The organism is Flavobacterium sp. KACC 22763 (assembly GCF_028736155.1).
Lineage (GTDB): Bacteria > Bacteroidota > Bacteroidia > Flavobacteriales > Flavobacteriaceae > Flavobacterium.
This window is the reverse complement of sequence record NZ_CP117879.1, coordinates 5,098,160-5,116,799: the sequence shown is the minus strand read 5'-3', so window position 1 is coordinate 5,116,799 and position 18,640 is coordinate 5,098,160. Positions and strand designations below refer to the sequence as shown.

16 protein-coding genes are annotated in these 18,640 nt (G+C 32.5%); 9 read left to right on the top strand and 7 right to left on the bottom strand.

Features of this window, described 5'->3' with window-relative positions; genetic code table 11:
- Window positions 1–41: 41 nt before the first annotated feature.
- On the bottom strand, window positions 42–806 hold the full coding sequence (locus PQ463_RS21495; protein ID WP_274255415.1) for an alpha/beta fold hydrolase: 765 nt from the start codon (window positions 804–806) through the stop codon (window positions 42–44).
- A 215-nt stretch (window positions 807–1,021) separates the two neighbouring features.
- On the opposite strand from PQ463_RS21495, the gene PQ463_RS21490 reads away from it, so the two are divergent.
- Window positions 1,022–2,359, top strand: coding sequence for a hypothetical protein (locus PQ463_RS21490; RefSeq protein WP_274255414.1), 1,338 nt, complete (start codon window positions 1,022–1,024; stop codon window positions 2,357–2,359).
- Window positions 2,360–2,394: 35 nt separating this feature from the next.
- Here the strand turns inward: PQ463_RS21490 and PQ463_RS21485 are convergent, their stop codons facing one another.
- The 4 genes from PQ463_RS21485 to PQ463_RS21470 form a co-directional block, all read right to left on the bottom strand.
- Window positions 2,395–3,261 carry a DUF4249 domain-containing protein gene (locus tag PQ463_RS21485; protein ID WP_274255413.1) on the bottom strand — a complete coding sequence of 289 codons (867 nt, stop codon included), beginning with the start codon at window positions 3,259–3,261 and terminating at the stop codon, window positions 2,395–2,397.
- 4 nt (window positions 3,262–3,265) lie between these two features.
- Window positions 3,266–5,539 (bottom strand): TonB-dependent receptor plug domain-containing protein, encoded by a 2,274-nt coding sequence (locus PQ463_RS21480; RefSeq protein WP_274255412.1) that lies wholly within the window; start codon window positions 5,537–5,539, stop codon window positions 3,266–3,268.
- 81 nt (window positions 5,540–5,620) lie between these two features.
- Window positions 5,621–6,607 (bottom strand): PDDEXK nuclease domain-containing protein, encoded by a 987-nt coding sequence (locus tag PQ463_RS21475; protein ID WP_274255411.1) that lies wholly within the window; start codon window positions 6,605–6,607, stop codon window positions 5,621–5,623.
- Between the two features lie 31 nt (window positions 6,608–6,638).
- The gene (locus PQ463_RS21470; RefSeq protein WP_274255410.1) at window positions 6,639–7,352 is read right to left on the bottom strand and encodes a pyridoxine 5'-phosphate synthase; all 714 of its coding nucleotides are present in this window, start codon (window positions 7,350–7,352) and stop codon (window positions 6,639–6,641) included.
- 115 nt (window positions 7,353–7,467) lie between these two features.
- Between PQ463_RS21470 and PQ463_RS21465 the strand changes: the two genes are divergently transcribed.
- The 8 genes from PQ463_RS21465 to murI all read left to right on the top strand — a co-directional run bounded on the left by PQ463_RS21465 (window position 7,468) and on the right by murI (window position 15,915).
- Entirely contained in the window at window positions 7,468–8,127 is a 660-nt protein-coding gene (locus PQ463_RS21465; RefSeq protein WP_111422412.1) for a CBS domain-containing protein, read from the top strand.
- 99 nt (window positions 8,128–8,226) lie between these two features.
- On the top strand, window positions 8,227–9,111 hold the full coding sequence (locus PQ463_RS21460; protein WP_111422414.1) for an NAD kinase: 885 nt from the start codon (window positions 8,227–8,229) through the stop codon (window positions 9,109–9,111).
- A 173-nt stretch (window positions 9,112–9,284) separates the two neighbouring features.
- Entirely contained in the window at window positions 9,285–9,977 is a 693-nt protein-coding gene (gene porG, locus PQ463_RS21455; protein ID WP_274255409.1) for a type IX secretion system protein PorG, read from the top strand.
- Window positions 9,978–9,979: 2 nt separating this feature from the next.
- A complete protein-coding gene (gene uppS / locus PQ463_RS21450; RefSeq protein ID WP_111364908.1) occupies window positions 9,980–10,720 on the top strand; it encodes an undecaprenyl pyrophosphate synthase in 741 nt (246 codons plus the stop codon).
- The gene (gene bamA, locus PQ463_RS21445) at window positions 10,653–13,391 is read left to right on the top strand and encodes an outer membrane protein assembly factor BamA (protein ID WP_274255408.1); all 2,739 of its coding nucleotides are present in this window, start codon (window positions 10,653–10,655) and stop codon (window positions 13,389–13,391) included. Before uppS ends, bamA begins: the two co-directional genes overlap by 68 nt.
- Window positions 13,392–13,433: 42 nt before the next feature.
- Complete coding sequence (locus tag PQ463_RS21440; protein WP_274255407.1) at window positions 13,434–14,471, top strand: OmpH/Skp family outer membrane protein; 1,038 nt, start codon at window positions 13,434–13,436, stop codon at window positions 14,469–14,471.
- 14 nt (window positions 14,472–14,485) lie between these two features.
- Complete coding sequence (locus PQ463_RS21435; RefSeq protein ID WP_170830271.1) at window positions 14,486–14,989, top strand: OmpH/Skp family outer membrane protein; 504 nt, start codon at window positions 14,486–14,488, stop codon at window positions 14,987–14,989.
- A gap of 149 nt (window positions 14,990–15,138) precedes the next feature.
- Complete coding sequence (murI, locus tag PQ463_RS21430; protein WP_274255406.1) at window positions 15,139–15,915, top strand: glutamate racemase; 777 nt, start codon at window positions 15,139–15,141, stop codon at window positions 15,913–15,915.
- A 4-nt stretch (window positions 15,916–15,919) separates the two neighbouring features.
- Here murI and bamG read toward each other — a convergent pair whose 3' ends face one another.
- Together bamG and PQ463_RS21420 are read right to left on the bottom strand one after the other, a co-directional pair.
- Complete coding sequence (gene bamG, locus PQ463_RS21425; RefSeq protein ID WP_274255405.1) at window positions 15,920–17,155, bottom strand: BamG family beta-barrel-assembly machinery protein; 1,236 nt, start codon at window positions 17,153–17,155, stop codon at window positions 15,920–15,922.
- Window positions 17,156–18,481 carry a DUF4270 family protein gene (locus PQ463_RS21420; RefSeq protein WP_274255404.1) on the bottom strand — a complete coding sequence of 442 codons (1,326 nt, stop codon included), beginning with the start codon at window positions 18,479–18,481 and terminating at the stop codon, window positions 17,156–17,158. It lies immediately after the preceding gene.
- Between the last annotated feature and the right edge of the window lie 159 nt (window positions 18,482–18,640).

The window sequence follows — 18,640 nt, the reverse complement described above, 5'->3', positions numbered from 1 at the left end:
TAAAATTTATTTAAAAGTAATAAAATTTTCATCAAAAACGACTACTCTTTTAAAAACGTAGCAGTCAATTCGAAAAACATCTTTGGATTTTCTGCATGAAGCCAATGTCCAGCATTTGGAATAGTTTCCAGTTTTAAATTTGGAAAATGCTTACGAATTCCATCAACATCTTCGTCTTGAATATAGCCCGAATTTCCTCCACGAATAAATAATGTCGGATTATTAAAAACCAAATTATCTGCCAAAGGTTTTCCAATAGCATCGAGATTATTGTTAAATGCTTCAAGATTAAATCTAAAAGCCAATTGTCCTGGTGCTGCCCAATACAAATTTTTCAGCAGAAATTGTCTTGTTCCAAAATCAGGAACGTATTGGGAGACTATTTCTTCAACATCGTTTCGGCTTGGTTTTATCGAAAAATCGACAGCATTTAATCCTGCCAAAATATCCTGATGGTGCTGTTTGTAAAATCTCGGACCAATATCTGCTACAATCAATTTATCTACAATTTCAGGATGAGTTGTCGCAAAAAGCATTGCCACTTTTCCTCCCATTGAATGCCCAAGAATATCAATTCGTGTAAGGTTGTTTGCTTGACAGTATTCATACACATCTTGAACCATCGCTTCGTAACTCCACTCATCTGAATGAAAACTGCGACCATGGTTTCTTAAATCTAAAATATGAACTTGAAATCCGGCTTCTACATATTGCCCAGCAAGTGTTTTCCAGTTATCTGACATTCCAAGAAATCCGTGCATGATGATAAATGGTTTTCCTTCGCCTTCTATTTTTGAGTATAACATTTATATATAGGTATTAATATCTTTTTTACAAAGGTAAAAAAGATATTAGCAAAAAATATTCAAAAACACAGCTAGAATACATTGTAAGATATTTAACACAAAAATATTTTTACTTTTACGGTTTTCCGTAAGGTAATACGTTTTAAAAGCCCTACTTTCGCACCAAAATCAAGTATTAAAGTCTTGATTTAATAACTTAATTTAAACACCAAATCATGATTAAAAAATTCATTTTGTTATCATTGGTTGCTTCTCAACTTATGGTTTCTTGCTCTAGTGATGACAGCCCAACGACCGATCCAACTCTAGAAGAGCAAATTGCTAATTTAGTAAAGCAGCCTTACTCAAAACTTACTCCAACTGAACAAAAATCAAAATTAGAAGTTGAAGCTAATGAAATGTTGGTTCAGTTAGATAAATCTAAAAGCTCTAGCGCTATTGAAGCAATAGAAAACTTAAACCGTTTATTAGACATTAACACTGTTGATATTTTTAACGGAAAAAATGATAATGAAGTTGAAGATATTTTAAACATCGCTGGTGCTTACGGTATTTACACTTGGAATAACACTAAAAAAATCTGGGATAAAACCGCTTCAACAACTGAACTGAAATTTGTTTTCCCTGCTAAAGAATCTCTAACTACAAACAATGCTGTTTTTTCTTCTAAAGGAGTTTCATCTGATGTAAAAATTAAATACTATGACGGTTACAATGGTACTGAAGAAGTATCTGACAACCTTTTTCTTCCTAGTTCGTCTGACGCAACTTTAACGATAGACAATAAAGAAGCTGCTAAATTTACTCAAACTGCTAAATATTCATCTAAAAACCAGTCTCCAGACGAGTTTGCTTACAAAATGTCTTTAAATGACGGTTATGTTTGGGAAATGAGCGGTTCAAAAGGTACAGCTAACACTTCTAAAGCTACACTTACTTATAACGGAAAAAGCCTAATTTCATTTAATGCTGGAAGCAATTCTGAAATTGACAAACTAATTGATAATGATGAATTAGTTCAGTATAGAGGAAAAGCTAATGGTTTATCTACTTTGATGGACAATTTTGTAATTGTTGCTGATATGGATTTAGCTACTTCTGGTGCAGAGGATGCTGCTTTAGAAAAAAGCTTAGTTTTCCCAGTATACCCTGACAGTTATGATCCTAAATCTGATTTTAAAGCATATTACACCGCTGTAAATGCTTACTACAAAAAGTCTTCTGAAGGAGATGTAGCTAATTTCAACAAAAACTATAAGCTTATTTTAGTTTCTAAAAAGGACGGTACTAAAATCGCCGAAATTGTTGAGCATTCAGAAAAAAGAGAGGCTTCTATCTGGGACACATTCAACTTACCTATGTGGGATGCTAACAACAAATACTGGTATTGGAATGATAAAGGAGAATCATTTACAAGAGAGTCTTATGACGAAGTAACTTACCTAAAATTTAGTGATAACACTGAAGTTGAAATGAGTGCTTATTTCTCTACTGGATTTGAAAAATTACAAACTAAATTTGATGATTTTGTTGCTGCTTTTAACAAGCAATAATTTTAAAATACAATTGAAAAGGCCGATTTGAAAACTCAAATCGGCTTTTCTTTTTTAGGTGGTGTCTTAACAATTAAAGTACTTTGTCCATATCCTGACCAAATTCCTATTCCTCCTTTAATATTCGATTTTAAACTTATATTGGCTGGATAAATTGGATTTTGGCTATTCACAATTTCATTTTGCCAGCTATTCCAAAAATCTAAGGATTCTTTTGTTTGAGTTCTTAATTTTACATGAATTAAATCCCCGTCTGCAAAATAGGGCGTAAATTTAGTTTTAGGAAACAATATTACACCTCTATTTATCTGTACAGAAACAGCTGAAGTTTCAAAATTTTTATCATCTAAATTTCCGTAAAACGAAGGAACAAAAATGGGTTCCTCACCTTCAATTTTAGTTGCAATCTGATAATAATTTTTCTCACCAATTGGATCATCAAATTTTACAAATACATATCCGGTTGTATCTGTAGGATTTCTTTTTATGTATTCTGCACTTTTTAGAGCAACACTTTTAGGAATAGTTGTTACAGCCTCTATTGTTTTATTTAAATATTCAATTTTTAATGAATATTCTTTTCCCGCTTCACCTTTTAATGATGAACCAAAATAAACAAACGGCGGCACTCGATTTTTATCATTCTTAACCCTCAAAACTTCAGAGGTCACTCCATCAGAAATTGTAATTTTTGCAGATCGGATCACATGATTTAAAACGTTTGTCGAATCAATGACATCTGTCACAGGAATACTGCTGGATAATAAAACATTCGCAAAATCACCTTCTTCAATCCACCCTTCAACCACTATTTTCGATTCTAGACTTTTTTCAGTTTTAAAACCATCATTAGAACAGCTTATTAAAATTAAACCTAAAAAAAGAAGCAGATACTTTTTCATATTCTTAAAATTTAAATCTCCAGCTAATAGAAGGCAATATTCTATACAGCACTTTTTCTTTCTGGGTTACTACTACTTTATCTTTATTTTCGTTTACTTCAACATCCAAAACCACATAAATCGGATTAGCAATATTAAAAGTGTTGTAAATTGAAAAATTCAAAGCGCTTTCTTTTTTTGCAGTTCGTATAAAATAATAATTAGCCGCAATATCGGTTCTGATATAATTTGGCATTTGCGCATTATTATAGCCTGAATATTCTTTCACTGGATTATTATTAATGAAATACCATGAAGTTGGCATTGTAAACCTATTCCCTGAACTAAATAATTGAGTAACGCCAAAATTCCATTTAGAATTCAGATCATACATTCCGACAAGAGAAAGATTATGGCGTCTGTCATATTTGGCAAAATAGGTGTTGCCATTATTAAGTTCATCAAAATTTCTATCAGACCAGCTTAAGGTATAACTTAGCCAACCGCTAAACTTTCCATTGCTTTTTTTAAGCATCATTTCAAGTCCGTACGCTTTTCCTTTACCTACATACATATCATTTTTGAATGTTGTGATTTCATTAAACTGGGTAATTCCGTAAGGATACTCCAATAAGTTTTTCATCGAACGATAAAACCCTCCTAAAGAAGAACTCCAATTTCTAGTAATATTTTGATTAGAACCAATAGCAAATTCATTAGATGTTTGAGGTTTGATACCATCTGAACTTGCAATCCAAAAGTCTGTTGGAATCCCAACACTTGATGTTGTTATTAAACTTAAATATTGATACTGCTTATTATAAGATGCATAAAATGAATATTTTTCGTTTGAAACATAATTCAAAACTACACGCGGCTGAAAATGCAGATAAGAATCTGTTCCTGATGTATAATAATTAATTCGCAACCCTAAATCTGCTGTAAGATTTTCTAATATCCTAGGTTTTGCTGTAGTAAAAACTGCGGCTTCATTAGCATTTATAATATCTTGCGAATTATTATTTATGGTTGTAAAATTCTCCACATTTACTTTTTGTGGCTGTAAATTGTGGTAAGCATACTGAAATCCTGATTCAAAAGGAATGTTTTTAAAGGAATATCGAACAGAATTTGTAAATCCAAAATCTTTTACAAAAGACGAAACGTTAAACTGAATTGTCGCTTGCTCCATGCTTAAATCATTAGAATATTGGCTAAAATAAATTGCATTTGACATACTTACTTTAGGAGAAAGCGTTGTAATAAGAGACGGAGATACGGTAAAATTACTCCATTTTAAACTAGTTCGAAGCGCGAGGTTTTCATCTTTAACTTTCAATTCATCTCCACTGACAAAAGCATCGACAACAAATAAATTATTTTTAGAAATTTGAGATAAAAATGTAAAATTCCCATCCGAAAAACCGTATTTCATATCCTGAACATCATTATTTTTTGAACCAGATTTCATAATCGGCCCCACAATTTCATCGATATAAGTTTTTCTTCCAGAAATGTAAAATCCTGTTTTACTGCTAAGCGGAACTGAAACAGTCAATTGTGAAGCCAAAATCCCAACGTTTCCCTGAATGCCAAATTCAGACGGCAGTTTTTTATTGGAATTCAATAATGTTGTTGAGCTTAATCTTCCCCCATATTTTGCATTCGAACTTGACTTATCAAATTCGACATCTTTAATATGATCTGCATTGTAAAAAGGAAAAATCCCTAATAAGTGGGACATTCCATAAATGGGAGTATTATTGTATAATATTGCATTATGCCCAGGATCTCCACCTCTTACATAGAAATAGCCATTTGCATCACCTGAATTCTGAACACCTGGAGTTAACTGTAAAATCTTCAAAATATCTGTTGTGCCTAAAATACTTGGCACCGCAGATAACTCTTTTACATTAAAGGAAAGTTTTCCTCCCGAAAGATTTTTGACAGGATTTTTTTTATCATTCGTAATTACGACTTCTTTTAAAAACGCAATATCTTTTTCTAAAATAATTGATAGTAAAGTATCTTTTTTCAAATCAAATTCAAGATTTTTTGAAAGATAACCCGATTGATTGACTTTTATTTTTATCTGACCCAACGGAATATTTCCAACAAAATTTCCGGAACCATCAGTTGAAGAAACATTTTGAGAATCCTTTGAAGTGAAAAGGATATTCACTCCAACTAAATTTTCGTTTTCAGAAGATTTTACATTTCCCGAAATAATTGCTTTTGATTGTGCAAATACTCCAGAAAAACAAAGGAAACAAAGGAAAGTAATTATTTTCGACACTATATTTTAATAAGAAAAGTGCGAAAATAAACAATTATAAATGTTTTCCTGAGCTAATAAGAGTTTTTATTTTATTAATAATCAGATCTCATTTTCTAGATTAAACTTTTGAATATCACTTTCAATAAGCGCCTTCAAATCTTCTTCTTTTGGCATATAAAGTAAATACTGACTTGCAAAAACACTTTTCTTATCAGCTAGTACAGAATATTTTACAATTGTTTCGTCTTTCTCCGAGCAAAGCAAAATTCCTATTGTTGGCTGGTCGGATTCTCCTTTTTTCAAATCATCATACATTCGCACATACATATCAATTTGACCAATATCTTGATGAGATAAAGTGCCCGTTTTTAAATCAATAATAACAAAACATTTCAAAATATAATTGTAGAATACTAGATCAATATAGAAATCTGAAGTATCTGTAACAATATGCTGCTGCCTTGCCACAAAAGCAAACCCTTTGCCAAACTCTAATAAAAATTGCTGTAAATGATCTATTATAGATGTTTCTATGGTTCGCTCAGAATTCTTCGTATCAGATGACAATCCTAAAAACTCAAAAATATAAGGATCTTTTATTAAGTTTTGTATTGTGTCTGCTTTTGTTTCAACACTTTTATGCTCTAAAACACGCTCAAAAGCCAATGAATTTATTTGTCTTTGAAGTGTTCTGCTGTTCCAATTATTTTCAATGCTTTCGTTTAAATAATAACTTACCTTTTCTTCTGAATTTAACCTTGACAGCAATCGATAATGTGTCCAACTCAATTCGTGACGCAATGCGTCACGAATTGGAAACATTTTATAAAAAGAACGCATATTTCTTAAATTACTATCATCAAACCCTTTACCAAATTCAAATGTTAGCTGATTTGCAAGATTCTTTAAAGTCGATTTTCCATAGTCGGCACGATCTTTTCCTTTTTGTTCATCTTCAATAATTACTCTTCCAATTTCCCAATATGTTTCTAACAAAACAGAATTTGCTATTCTAAAAACACGCTGGCGAGACTGCAGAATAATTTCTTTAATCTCTGAAAACAATAGATTCTGATTTGCAATCATATCAACTACTTAAATTACAACTTAAAAAATCTTACTTTAATTTATTCAAATACATATTTACGGTGTTATCCAAACCTAGATAAAGCGCTTCAGAAATTAAAGCATGACCAATCGAAACCTCTAATAAACCAGGAATATTTTGTTTGAAAAATTTGATATTATCCAAACTCAAATCGTGTCCAGCATTGATTCCTAAACCCAATTCGTTTGCCAACAGTGCAGCTTTTGTGTAAGGTTCAATTCCTTTTTCATTACCTAAACTATATTGGTGCGCAAAAGATTCTGTATACAGTTCAATTCTATCAGTCCCCGTTTTCTTTGCTCCTTCAATCATTTCTAAAATCGGATCAACAAAAATTGAAGTTCTAATTCCATTTCTTTGAAATTCCTGAATAACTTCTGTTAAATATTCTTGATTTTTAATGGTATCCCAACCAGCAGAAGAAGTTATTGCTCCAATTGCATCTGGAACCAAAGTAACTTGATCTGGTTTGCATTCTAAAACCAAATCAATAAAATTATGCTGCGGATTTCCTTCGATATTATATTCTGTTGTAACAACCGCTTTTAAATCGCGTGCATCCTGATAGCGAATATGGCGTTCGTCTGGACGAGGATGAATTGTAATTCCTTGTCCTCCAAATCGCTGAATATCTGTAGCAACTTTTAATAAATCTGGAACATTTCCGCCACGAGCATTTCGAAGCGTTGCTATTTTATTGATATTTACACTTAATTTTGTCATATAAATGGATATTAATTCTAGTAACATTATATTTGTTACGACAAAAATACAAAGTAAAACAGAGCAGTTTTCGGTATTTTTTGATTATTTTGCATCAAATATCTTCAATTGATTTATGACAGAAATTACAAACTATATCACAAACGATTTCAGAGCGATTGACAGTCAGGAAACGATAGCCTCGATTCAGGACTTTTTTGTCGATGTAAATTTTTCTCATTTCCCGATTTTAGAAGATGGTGTTTTTATCGGAAGCATCTCTTCTGATGATGTTGAAACATTTGACATTGAAAAAAAAGCAATTGATTACAAATATACTTTAGAACGTTTTTTTGCCAGAAAATCAATGATCTGGCTCGATGTTCTAGAAGTTTTTGCAAAAAACCACACCAACCTTCTCCCAATTCTGGATGAGAATAATAATTACATAGGGTATTACGAAATGGAAGACATCATGAAGTTCTTTCAGGAAACTCCATTTTTAAAAGAACCTGGTGCGATTATTATTGTGCAAAAAGGTCTTTTGGATTATTCTATGAGCGAGGTGACTCAAATTGTAGAAAGCAATAATGGTAAAGTTTTAGGATGTTTTGTTTCTGAAGCTGATACAGAAAATGTTCAGATTACTGTAAAAATTGGTTTAGGAGCCATTAATGAAATTATCCAAACCTACAGAAGATACGGTTATGAAATTATTTCCGAACATCAGGAAGATACCTATATTAACAGCTTAAAAGAACGATCAGATTATTTAGACAAGTATCTTAATATATAAGTTATGAATGTGCCAATGAGAAAATTAGTTGATTAGATAATTTTCGCATTTCCCAATTATCTAATTGACACATTGACCAATTCTTTAATTTAACAACGAATGAAAATAGCCATTTACGGACAATATTATCAGAACAGTACTGAACCCATTATAAAAGACATTTTCAATTTCTTCAATGCCAACAATGTCGAAATGGTAATTGAAGAAAATTTCTTGAACATGCTTTATGAAAAACAGCTTGTAAAAAAAGAATACACCACTTTTTCTCCAAATACTGCTTTAGACAATAGTTTCGAAATGCTCATTAGCATTGGAGGTGACGGTACAATTTTAAGAGCTGCTGCTTTTGTTCGTAATTCTGGCGTTCCTTTATTGGGAATCAATGCTGGAAGATTAGGCTTTTTAGCTAAAGTTCAGAAAGAAAACATTGATATTTTACTTCAATATGTCATTAGCCAAAATTATACTACTTCTGAAAGAACCTTATTAGGCTTAACTTGCGAGCCATACAATAAAGCTTTTGAAGAACTTAATTTTGCAATGAATGAGGTTACGGTAAGCAGAAAAGATACAACTTCGATGATTACTGTAGAAACGTATTTAAATAATGAATATCTAAATTCTTATTGGGCAGACGGCTTAATCATTTCAACACCAACAGGATCTACTGGATATTCTTTAAGCTGTGGCGGACCAATTTTAACACCAGATGTCAAAAGTTTAGTTATCACGCCAATTGCACCGCATAATTTAACCGCCAGACCGCTTGTTATTCCAGACGATACGGAAATTACTTTACGCGTATCAGGAAGAGAAGATCAGTATTTGGTTTCTTTAGACTCTAGAACTTCTTCTGTAAAAAATGAGTCTATTTTAAAAATAAAAAAAACAGATTACAAAATTAAAATGGTTGAAATACCAGGCGAAACTTTCTTGAAGACTTTAAGAAACAAACTGCTCTGGGGAGAAGATAAAAGAAATTAAACTCTTTTCTGATTCTTCACTATACGATAATACCACATTTTCTCGTTCTGCATGTAGTGAATCATCATTAAATGGCTCAAAATCATAACATAAAATGAAAAAAAAGCACATTTAACTAAAGGAACTTTGATTCGTATCGATAATTATTATATTTGCACGCAATTTTGAATTAAATGAAGAAAATTTTTAATTTATTGTTATGTTTTTTCCCTCTTATTACACTAAATGCTCAGATAAACGAGATTGGTGTTTTTTTTGGCGGAAGTAACTTTGTAGGCGATGTTGGAAAAACAACTTACATCTCCCCAGAAAAACCAGCTTTTGGTATTCTTTACAAATGGAATAGAAGTCCGAGGCACTCATGGAGATTTTCTTATACACAATCAAACATTAGTGGAAATGATTTAAAATCTGATGAGACCGGAAGAAATCAAAGAGGCTATCGTTTTGACAATGACATTAAAGAGCTTTCAGCGGGGCTTGAATTCAATTTTTTCGATTTTAATCTGCATGATTACCATACCAAAGTAAGTCCTTATGTTTTTACAGGTTTAAGCTACTTTGTTTTTGACAACTTATACAGATATACTACAAGCCCAAATGTAATATACACTCAAAAAAATCGCAGTTCAGTAGCGATACCTATTATATTAGGTGTAAAATCAAATATATCGCCACGCTTTATACTTGCTGCTGAAGTTGGAGCACGTTACACCTTTACAGACAATATTGACGGGAGCAACCCTAATACAAGTAATCCAAATATCTTAAAATTTGGAAATTTAAATAATAATGACTGGTATGTTTTCTCAGGTCTTACTTTAACGTATACCTTTGGAAAAAAACCATGCTATTGCGCATACTAAAAATGAATTTAATAGAATCAATAGATCACACAAACTTACCTAAACACCTTGCCATTATCATGGACGGCAACGGACGCTGGGCAAAACAACAAGGCTTTTTACGCGCGTTTGGCCATGAAAATGGAACAAAATCTGTAAAAGAAATCATTAAAACCTCAGCCAAACTTGGAATTGAGTATTTAACCCTATATGCTTTTTCTACAGAAAATTGGAATCGACCAAAATTGGAGGTTCAGGCATTAATGAAAATATTGATCAATTCATTAAAAAAAGAACTTGTTACCCTTCAAGAAAACAATATCAGACTTAATGCAATTGGAAATCTTGATAAATTACCAAAAACAGCCCAAAAAGAACTTTTGGATGTTATGGAAAAAACTAAAAATAATACTCGCTTAACCCTTACCCTCGCTTTAAGTTATGGCTCCAGAGAGGAACTGGTAAATGCTGTAAAAGCAATTAGTGATAAAGTTAAAAATAATATAATTTCAATAGACACTATTGACGATTCAATTATAAATGAGCATCTTTACACGCAAAATTTACCAGACGTAGATTTATTAATACGAACAAGTGGAGAACATAGAATAAGTAATTTTTTGCTGTGGCAAATTGCCTATGCAGAATTATATTTTACTAATGTCTTGTGGCCAGACTTTAAAGACCAAGATTTATATGAGGCTATTATTAGTTATCAAAAAAGAGAACGTAGATTTGGAAAAACCAGTGAACAAATTAAATAATTTTTTAGTGTTGCAAAAAAAAATACAAATAGTCTTTACCCTTTTACTTTTGGGTAGTTTTTCTCAAATTAAAGCACAAGAAAGAGTTCCTTTTGATCAAGGGAAAAAATATATTCTAGCTAAAGTTTCTGTTGTTGGTAAAATAAGCTTCAATGAACAGACCGTTGTTACCTTTTCAGGACTTCAAAAAGGCCAAGAAATTACTGTACCTGGAGAAGAAATAAGCAGCGCAATTAAAAAATTAGGAAAACTGGGACTTTTTGATGAGATCGCTTTCTACATTAATAAGGTAGAGAATGACAGTATCTATTTAGACTTAGATATCGTTGAGCTTCCTAAATTAAATGAGGTTAAAATTGTTGGTGTTAAGAAAAGTAAAGTCGAAGCCCTAATTAAGGATAACAACTTGACAAAGAACAAAATTGTCAATGAGAACTTAATTACAACCACTAAAAATTATATCGAAAACAAATATAAAAAAGAAGGTTTTTATAATACAAAAGTTACTATTACAAACACACCTGATACTATTAATGGGCATCAAGTTAATATGCTTATCAGAATAGACAAAGGAGACAAGGTAAAAATCAGCAGTATTGATTTCACAGGAAACAAGCAACTTACAGATACCCAGTTACGTGCTGCAATGAAAGATACAAAACAGAAGAATTTCATTCGTGTATTTAAAGCTTCTAAATTTATTCCAGAGAAATACAAAACTGATTTAGAAAAAGTAATCGCAGCCTACAAAGAAAAAGGATATCGAGACGCCCGTATTATTTACGATTCTGTACAATATAACAAGCAAAAGAATGCGCTTGCAATTAAAATTAATGTAGAAGAAGGAAATAAATATTACTTCGGAAATATTAAATTCTTAGGTAATACAGTCTATTCAGATCAGCTATTAAGCCGTTATTTAGGAATCAAAAAAGGTGAAACCTACAACGGAGTTTTATTAGAAAAAAGAATTGCTGATAAGTCTAAACCAGATGCAGAAGATATCACCAACTTATACCAAAACAATGGTTATTTGTTCTCGAACATTAATGCTGTAGAGGTAAAAACAGTTAACGATACTATCGATTTTGAGATTAGAGTAACTGAAGGTCCTATCGCTTATTTCAACAAAATCACTGTTGTTGGAAACGACAAAACAAATGACCATGTTATTTACCGTGAGTTAAGAACTAAACCAGGAGAAAAATATAGTAAAGAACAATTAGTTAGAACGATTCGTGAGATTGGACAGTTAGGTTTCTTTGATCCTGAGGCAATCGATCCTAAATTTAAAAATGTAGATGCTGGAGCTGGAACAGTTGATATTGAATATAATGTAGTAGAAAAAGGATCTAGCCAGGTCGAGCTTCAAGGAGGTTATGGCGGTGGAGGTTTCATTGGTACATTGGGGCTTTCGTTTAACAACTTCTCAGCACGTAAATTGTTCGACAAAGAAGCTTATAAGCCTTTACCAATGGGAGATGGACAAAAAGTAGCACTTCGTTTGCAAGGAAGTACCTATTTCCAAACCTATAGTTTATCTTTCTCAGAACCGTGGTTTGGAGGGAAAAAACCTGTACAATTTAGTTCATCTATTTCATACAGTAAGCAATTTCTTAACAATTACATCACCAGAACTGTTGATAAAAGCAAAAGTTTTAATATTTTTACAGTTCAAGTTGGTCTAGCAAAAAGACTAACAGTGCCAGATGACTACTTTGTATTATCACAATCTTTAAGTTATCAGCACTACGACTTGAACAATTATAACACTGGTTTGTTTACTTTTGGTAATGGTGCATCAAGAAACTTAGCTTATACTATTGGACTTTCAAGAAGTAATAAAGGGGTAAACCCAATATTCCCAACTTATGGTTCAGAATTTAGTATTACTGCAAAAGTTACACCTCCATATTCATTATTTAACGGTATTGATTATGGTGATTTGAAAAACCAAAAAGAATATAAAACACAATATACTGGTGAAAGTAGATCAGATGATTATGGTCAGCCTCTTAATAATGGTGATTATTATAAAACTGATAGTTCAGGAAAAATTACAAGTGTAGGATCTGATTATGCAAGCGCCGATACAGATGTAGCAAAAGTCGATCAGAAAAAATACAACTGGTTAGAATATTATAAAGTTAAATTTAAAGGAGACTGGTATACTAAAGTTTATGGAAAACTAGTATTAAGAACTCTTACAGAATTTGGTTTCTTAGGAGCTTATAACCAAGAAAGAGGTGTAATTCCGTTTGAGCGTTTTTATTTAGGTGGTGATGGTATGGCAAACTACTCAATGGACGGTAGAGAGACAATTCAGTTGAGAGGTTATCCAAACAACTCTTTGACTCCTGTAAATGCAAATGGTGATGCAATTGGAGCAACGATTTACAATAAATTCTCTATGGAATTACGTTATCCAATTACATTGAAAGCATCGGCATCTATTTTTGCCTTAACGTTCTTAGAAGCAGGTTCTTCTTATCCAACGTTCAAAGATTACAACCCATTTGATTTAAATCGTTCCGCTGGTGCTGGTTTACGTGTATTCATGCCTGCATTTGGATTATTGGGTATTGACTTTGGTTACGGATTTGACGCTCTTCCAGGACAAACAAAAGCTAATGGTTGGGAAACACACTTTATCATTGGACAACAATTTTAGAGAAATAACGTTTGGTTAAAAATCATCAAATAAAGTTATGTTATGAGAAAACAATTTTTATTTATATTTTTAGCCTTGATTGTAGCAAATACAAGTCAGGCGCAAGGAAAGACTACTCGAATTGGCTACATCGACATGGAATATATTTTAGAAAATGTTTCCGATTATAAAGAAGCTAAATCACAATTAGAGCAAAAAGCTCAAAAGTGGAAACAAGAAGTTGAAGCCAAAAAATTAAATATAAATAATTTGAAAGAAAGCTTAAAAACAGAAAAAGCTTTACTTACAAAGGAATTAATAGAAGAAAGAGAAACAGAAATTAAGTTTCTTGAACAAGAAATGATGGATTATCAACAGAAACAATTTGGTTCTGATGGAAATCTAATGAGACAAAAAGCAGCGTTGGCTAAGCCAATACAAGATCAGGTTTTTACTGCTGTGCAAGATATAGCCGAAGCAAAAAATTATGATTTTGTTTTTGATAAATCATCAGATCTTACCATGCTTTTCAGCAATAAAAGATTTGACATTAGCGATCAGGTCTTAAGAATTTTAAACCGAACTGAAAAACGTGAGCAGCTGACAAAAAAACAGTTGAAAGAGCAAGAGGCTAAAGAGAATATTGAAAATGCAATTGACGAGAATCCAGCAATGGCCGACCGCCAAAAAGCACTTGACGAAAAAAGAGCTGCCAGAGAGAAACTAATTCAGGATAGAAAATTAGAGCAGGACGCTAAGAGAAAAGAATACGAGGATCGAAGAAAAGCACTGCAAGCAGAAAGAGACGCTAAAAAGAATGGCACGGTTTCTGGAACAGTTCCTGCAACAACAGTTCCTGCCGCAGCAACAGCGACAGATGCTGCTAAAACAAGTTCAACAGCTAAAACGGCAGCGCCAGCCACGGGAGCAACACCGACCACTGAGCAGCCTACAATGACAAAAGCAGAGGAAAGACAATTACTTTACGAACAGCGTAAAAAAGAATTGGAAGAAAGAAGAAAGAAAATTTTAGAAGAAAGAGAAGCGGCTAAAAAAGCAAAAGAAGCCGAAACACAAAAAGCAAATACGACCAATAATTAATTAATATTTTAAAAATGATGAAACAAATCAAAACTTTACTAATTGCTGCAATTCTTATTTTAGGAGCAAGTAACACAATGAACGCGCAAGCGAAGGTAGCTCATGTTGATGTAAGCGAGATCATGTCGAAAATGCCTGCTATGCTAGATGCTCAAAATCAACTGCAAAAATTAAGTGGTACATACGATGCTGAATACAAAAAAATGGTTGACGAATATCAAGTGAAAATTAAAAAGTATGAAGCTGAAGCTGCAACTGTAACAGATGCTGTAAACGGTGAGCGTTCTAAAGAAGTTCAAGATATGCAAAAGAGAATTGTTGATTACAGAGACAATGCTCAAAAAGAATTACAACAAAAAGAAACTGATATCGTAAAACCATTAATGGAAAAAGTAAGAGCTTCTATCCAAAAAGTTGGAAAAGCTAAAGGTTTCCAATACGTTTTAGATGGTTCTACTTTATTATTAGCTGATGGTCCAAACATCACTGCTGACGTTAAAAAAGATTTAGGATTCTAAGAAATTAAATCTCATAATTCAAACTGCTCAATTTATATAATTTGAGCAGTTTTTTTTTACAAAAAATTAAACCTAATTTTTGGTATTATTTCAAGATTTCACTTAACTTAGAATATCGAATTTTTATTAAAAAATAGTAAATTTGCTTTATGATAAACAATAATCCTATAGGCGTTTTTGATTCTGGTATTGGTGGAACTTCCATCTGGAGCGCCATTCATGAACTTCTTCCAAACGAAAAAACCATTTATCTGGCTGACAATAAAAATGCGCCGTATGGCCAAAGAAGCAAAGAAGAGATTGTTGCATTAAGCAAAAAAAACGTAGAGTTTTTACTAGAGAATAATTGCAAACTTATAGTTGTTGCTTGCAATACCGCTACAACAAATGCTATAGTCGAACTGCGTGCAGATTATGATATTCCGTTTGTTGGAATTGAGCCCGCTATCAAACCAGCGGCAAATAATTCTAAAACTCAGGTTATCGGAATTCTAGCGACAAAAGGAACGCTTAACAGTGAGTTGTTTAACAAAACTGCCGAGATGTTTCATAATACTAAAATCATTGAGCAGGTTGGACACGGACTTGTACAACTGATTGAAGATGGCAATTTGTACTCACCAGAAATGACACAATTGCTAGAGTCATATCTTCAGCCTATGATTGAAGCTAATATCGATTACTTAGTTTTAGGATGCAGCCACTACCCTTATCTGATTCCTCAAATAAAAAAAATTCTCCCAGATCATATTAAAATAATAGATTCAGGAGAAGCTGTGGCACGCCAAACTAAAAATCTGCTCAAAGAAAAAGTTGGCTTTTCTGAAAGCACAGATACTGAACCTATATTTTATGCTAATTCTAACCCTAAAGTTTTAGAGTCAATATTAGAATATAAATATCCAGTAATAATAAAAGATTTTTAAATTATTATTCAAACTTTCGCTTGACGAACCAAATTCCGTCCAACGATAGGTTGAGTGATATTTTATGGTAATTTTCTTTTATTAAATCATTTGCGATTCTGCCTTTCTGCCCGTAAGAATAAGAAATATTAAGTGACGAAAACGTGTTATCAATTGGCAGATTTAATCCAACAGAAATAGATGCACTATTTACGCGCTGTTTGTCAATTTCCAGATAACCATTATCAAAATTCACACCTGCCGCATACCCCACTCTATCCCAATATCTTCTAACATTCTTATTGGCACTATAAGTTAATCCTAGTGCAAAACGATCTTGATTTACAAATTTTCCATAAAGTTCAGATTGATTAGTGTTTCCCCAGAAGCTTTTTTCGTAATCTAAAGTCACATTCAGATTATTTTTAAATCGCTTGCTGGCTCCAAAACCAATTTCTAAAGGCATATAATAATCGTCGGTATCTGAAGCTTTATCGGTTTCTATAGAAGATACTACCTCATCTGCAATACTCGTTACCGATTGTATTTTGGAAGCATTTATTCTAGTGGGAACTTTGAATGTCGTTCCTATTGTAAATGTAGAATCTATTTTAAATTGAGCTCCTAATGTTGCACGAACACCTCTATAATCTGTTTGCTTATGAATGGTAGTAATAGCATTCGAAATTAAAAAAGCACGGTCATCAACCGTATTTCCAAAAAGTACTGTTCCTGTTGCTCCTACTGTCAATTTTTTTCCAAATCGATACCCATAAGAAAAATCTAAATTATTTAAACCTCCCGAACCTTGTGCTGTAACATAATAATATTCCTGACTGTCTGCGATTGGAAGTTTCAAATTAGAAATTTTAAACACTGAACTAGAATATGGACGAAGTGCTAAACTAAAACCAGAATTTTTAGAAACAGGAAAAGCAAAAGCCAAATGAGAAAACTGAAAATTATTTCGCTTCTCTGTACGATTACTGCTCTGGTAAGTTGTTGCAATAGCTTTCCCTCCGATATCAAAAAGAAAATGATTCTGATACATGAATCCTAAAGAAGCTGGATTCAAATTATTGATAAAAGTATCTGAAGGCAAAGCAATTCCTGAACCGCCAATTGAAGACAGATAACCAAAATCTGAATCATACAAACTTCCTACGCCATAAAGTGAATATGGAGAGCTTGAAATACTTTGAGAAAACGAAGTCAGCCACATTAAAAGGAAGCAGCTCCAAAGAACAATTTTATTTTTCATTTAATAAGAGATGTAATAAATTTTCAGCTGAATTTTATTGTTGACATGTTTTTGATTGCCGAAAACGATTCTATCAACAGATTGTGCAATCCCTGGCAATGTCAAAATAAGTGATGACCTTGAATCAGATTGTTTTAGCATTTCTTTCTGAAGAAAGTTTCCGATCGGAATGGAATACCCTACATTTTCATTAAATTCATCACTGCTTTTGCTCAGCTTTCCATAAACCGAGGAGCCTGCAGCATTTAGAAGTGTTCCACTTATTCTATTTAAATTATCTCCCACATAAACAGTTAGCGAATCTGCTAAAGGATATTTTTCCGAATAAGTATTATTGACCGGTTTAAGAATTAATTCTGCATCTACTATGGCACCATTTGCCGAAATATTCTTAAACTGTTTTATGTTAGGAAAATCGATCCGACAAGCAACTCCAGTTCCAGATTGTATAAATCCCTGATTATTGAGTAATGTGCTGGATAGTGTGCCCGTGGATACCGGTAGATTTTGCAGTATCGTTCCTGTTTTATCGAGCGAAATAGAATTAAACTGCTTAGTGGCATCTAAAATTGAAAAATCGATAATAAGTGGAGTTTCATTGTCTGTTTGATACTTCGAATAATATAATCGAACCTTACTTTCAGAAGCACTAAATCCGATAACATTGGAAGAACTTGAATTTTCTGGAACCAATACAAATCCCTTCAGATATTCTGTAAAGCTGTCAAAATCTGTAACCTCTCTTTTCTTTATTTTTTGAAAAAGAGCCTCACCAAATTCTTTACTCATTTGAATATTAATCGAATCTTTTTCCTTCGGTCTTGGTTTATAAGATATTTTACCCAAACTTTCTGAACTATAAGTCAGCGTTGAATTATTATAGAAATTATTATCATCTTTGTTTGGCTTAACTTTTTGAGTTAATCTATAAATATTGAATGTCTGGACTCTTGTAGTATCTCCGTAATAATATTTGTCGTATTTAAGAATCATAGAAATAGAGTCAAACACATAATTCACCGATTCTGTATCTGAACCTACGCTAGACAAAGCATAATTACTAGTAGAAAGCTGAAAATAGCTATCTGATTTTACTTTTCCGAAAATAGGATCATCGTAATTTCCTATCAGAATTCTTCCTCGGTTAGAAGTTGCCAGTGAATCAAAATTAATTGTCGACATATTGACTGTCACCGTATCAATCATAATCACTTTATTGCTCAAAGCCAAATAATCTGACCCAACAGTAAATTCTCCAGTGTCTGTGTCTGTACCACATGAAAATAAGGTCAGTACAAAAAGCAGTATCAATATAAACTTGTGCATAATCTAATTTTTGAGCAAATATAAATTGCACACTTTGGCGACACACTATAACATATACTATCAAGCTTTTTTAAGCTACAGACTGCACAAAACAGTCTACAACCTAAATTCTATTCTAAAATTTTAATTCGACCGTAAAAACGACGATTTTGTCTATCA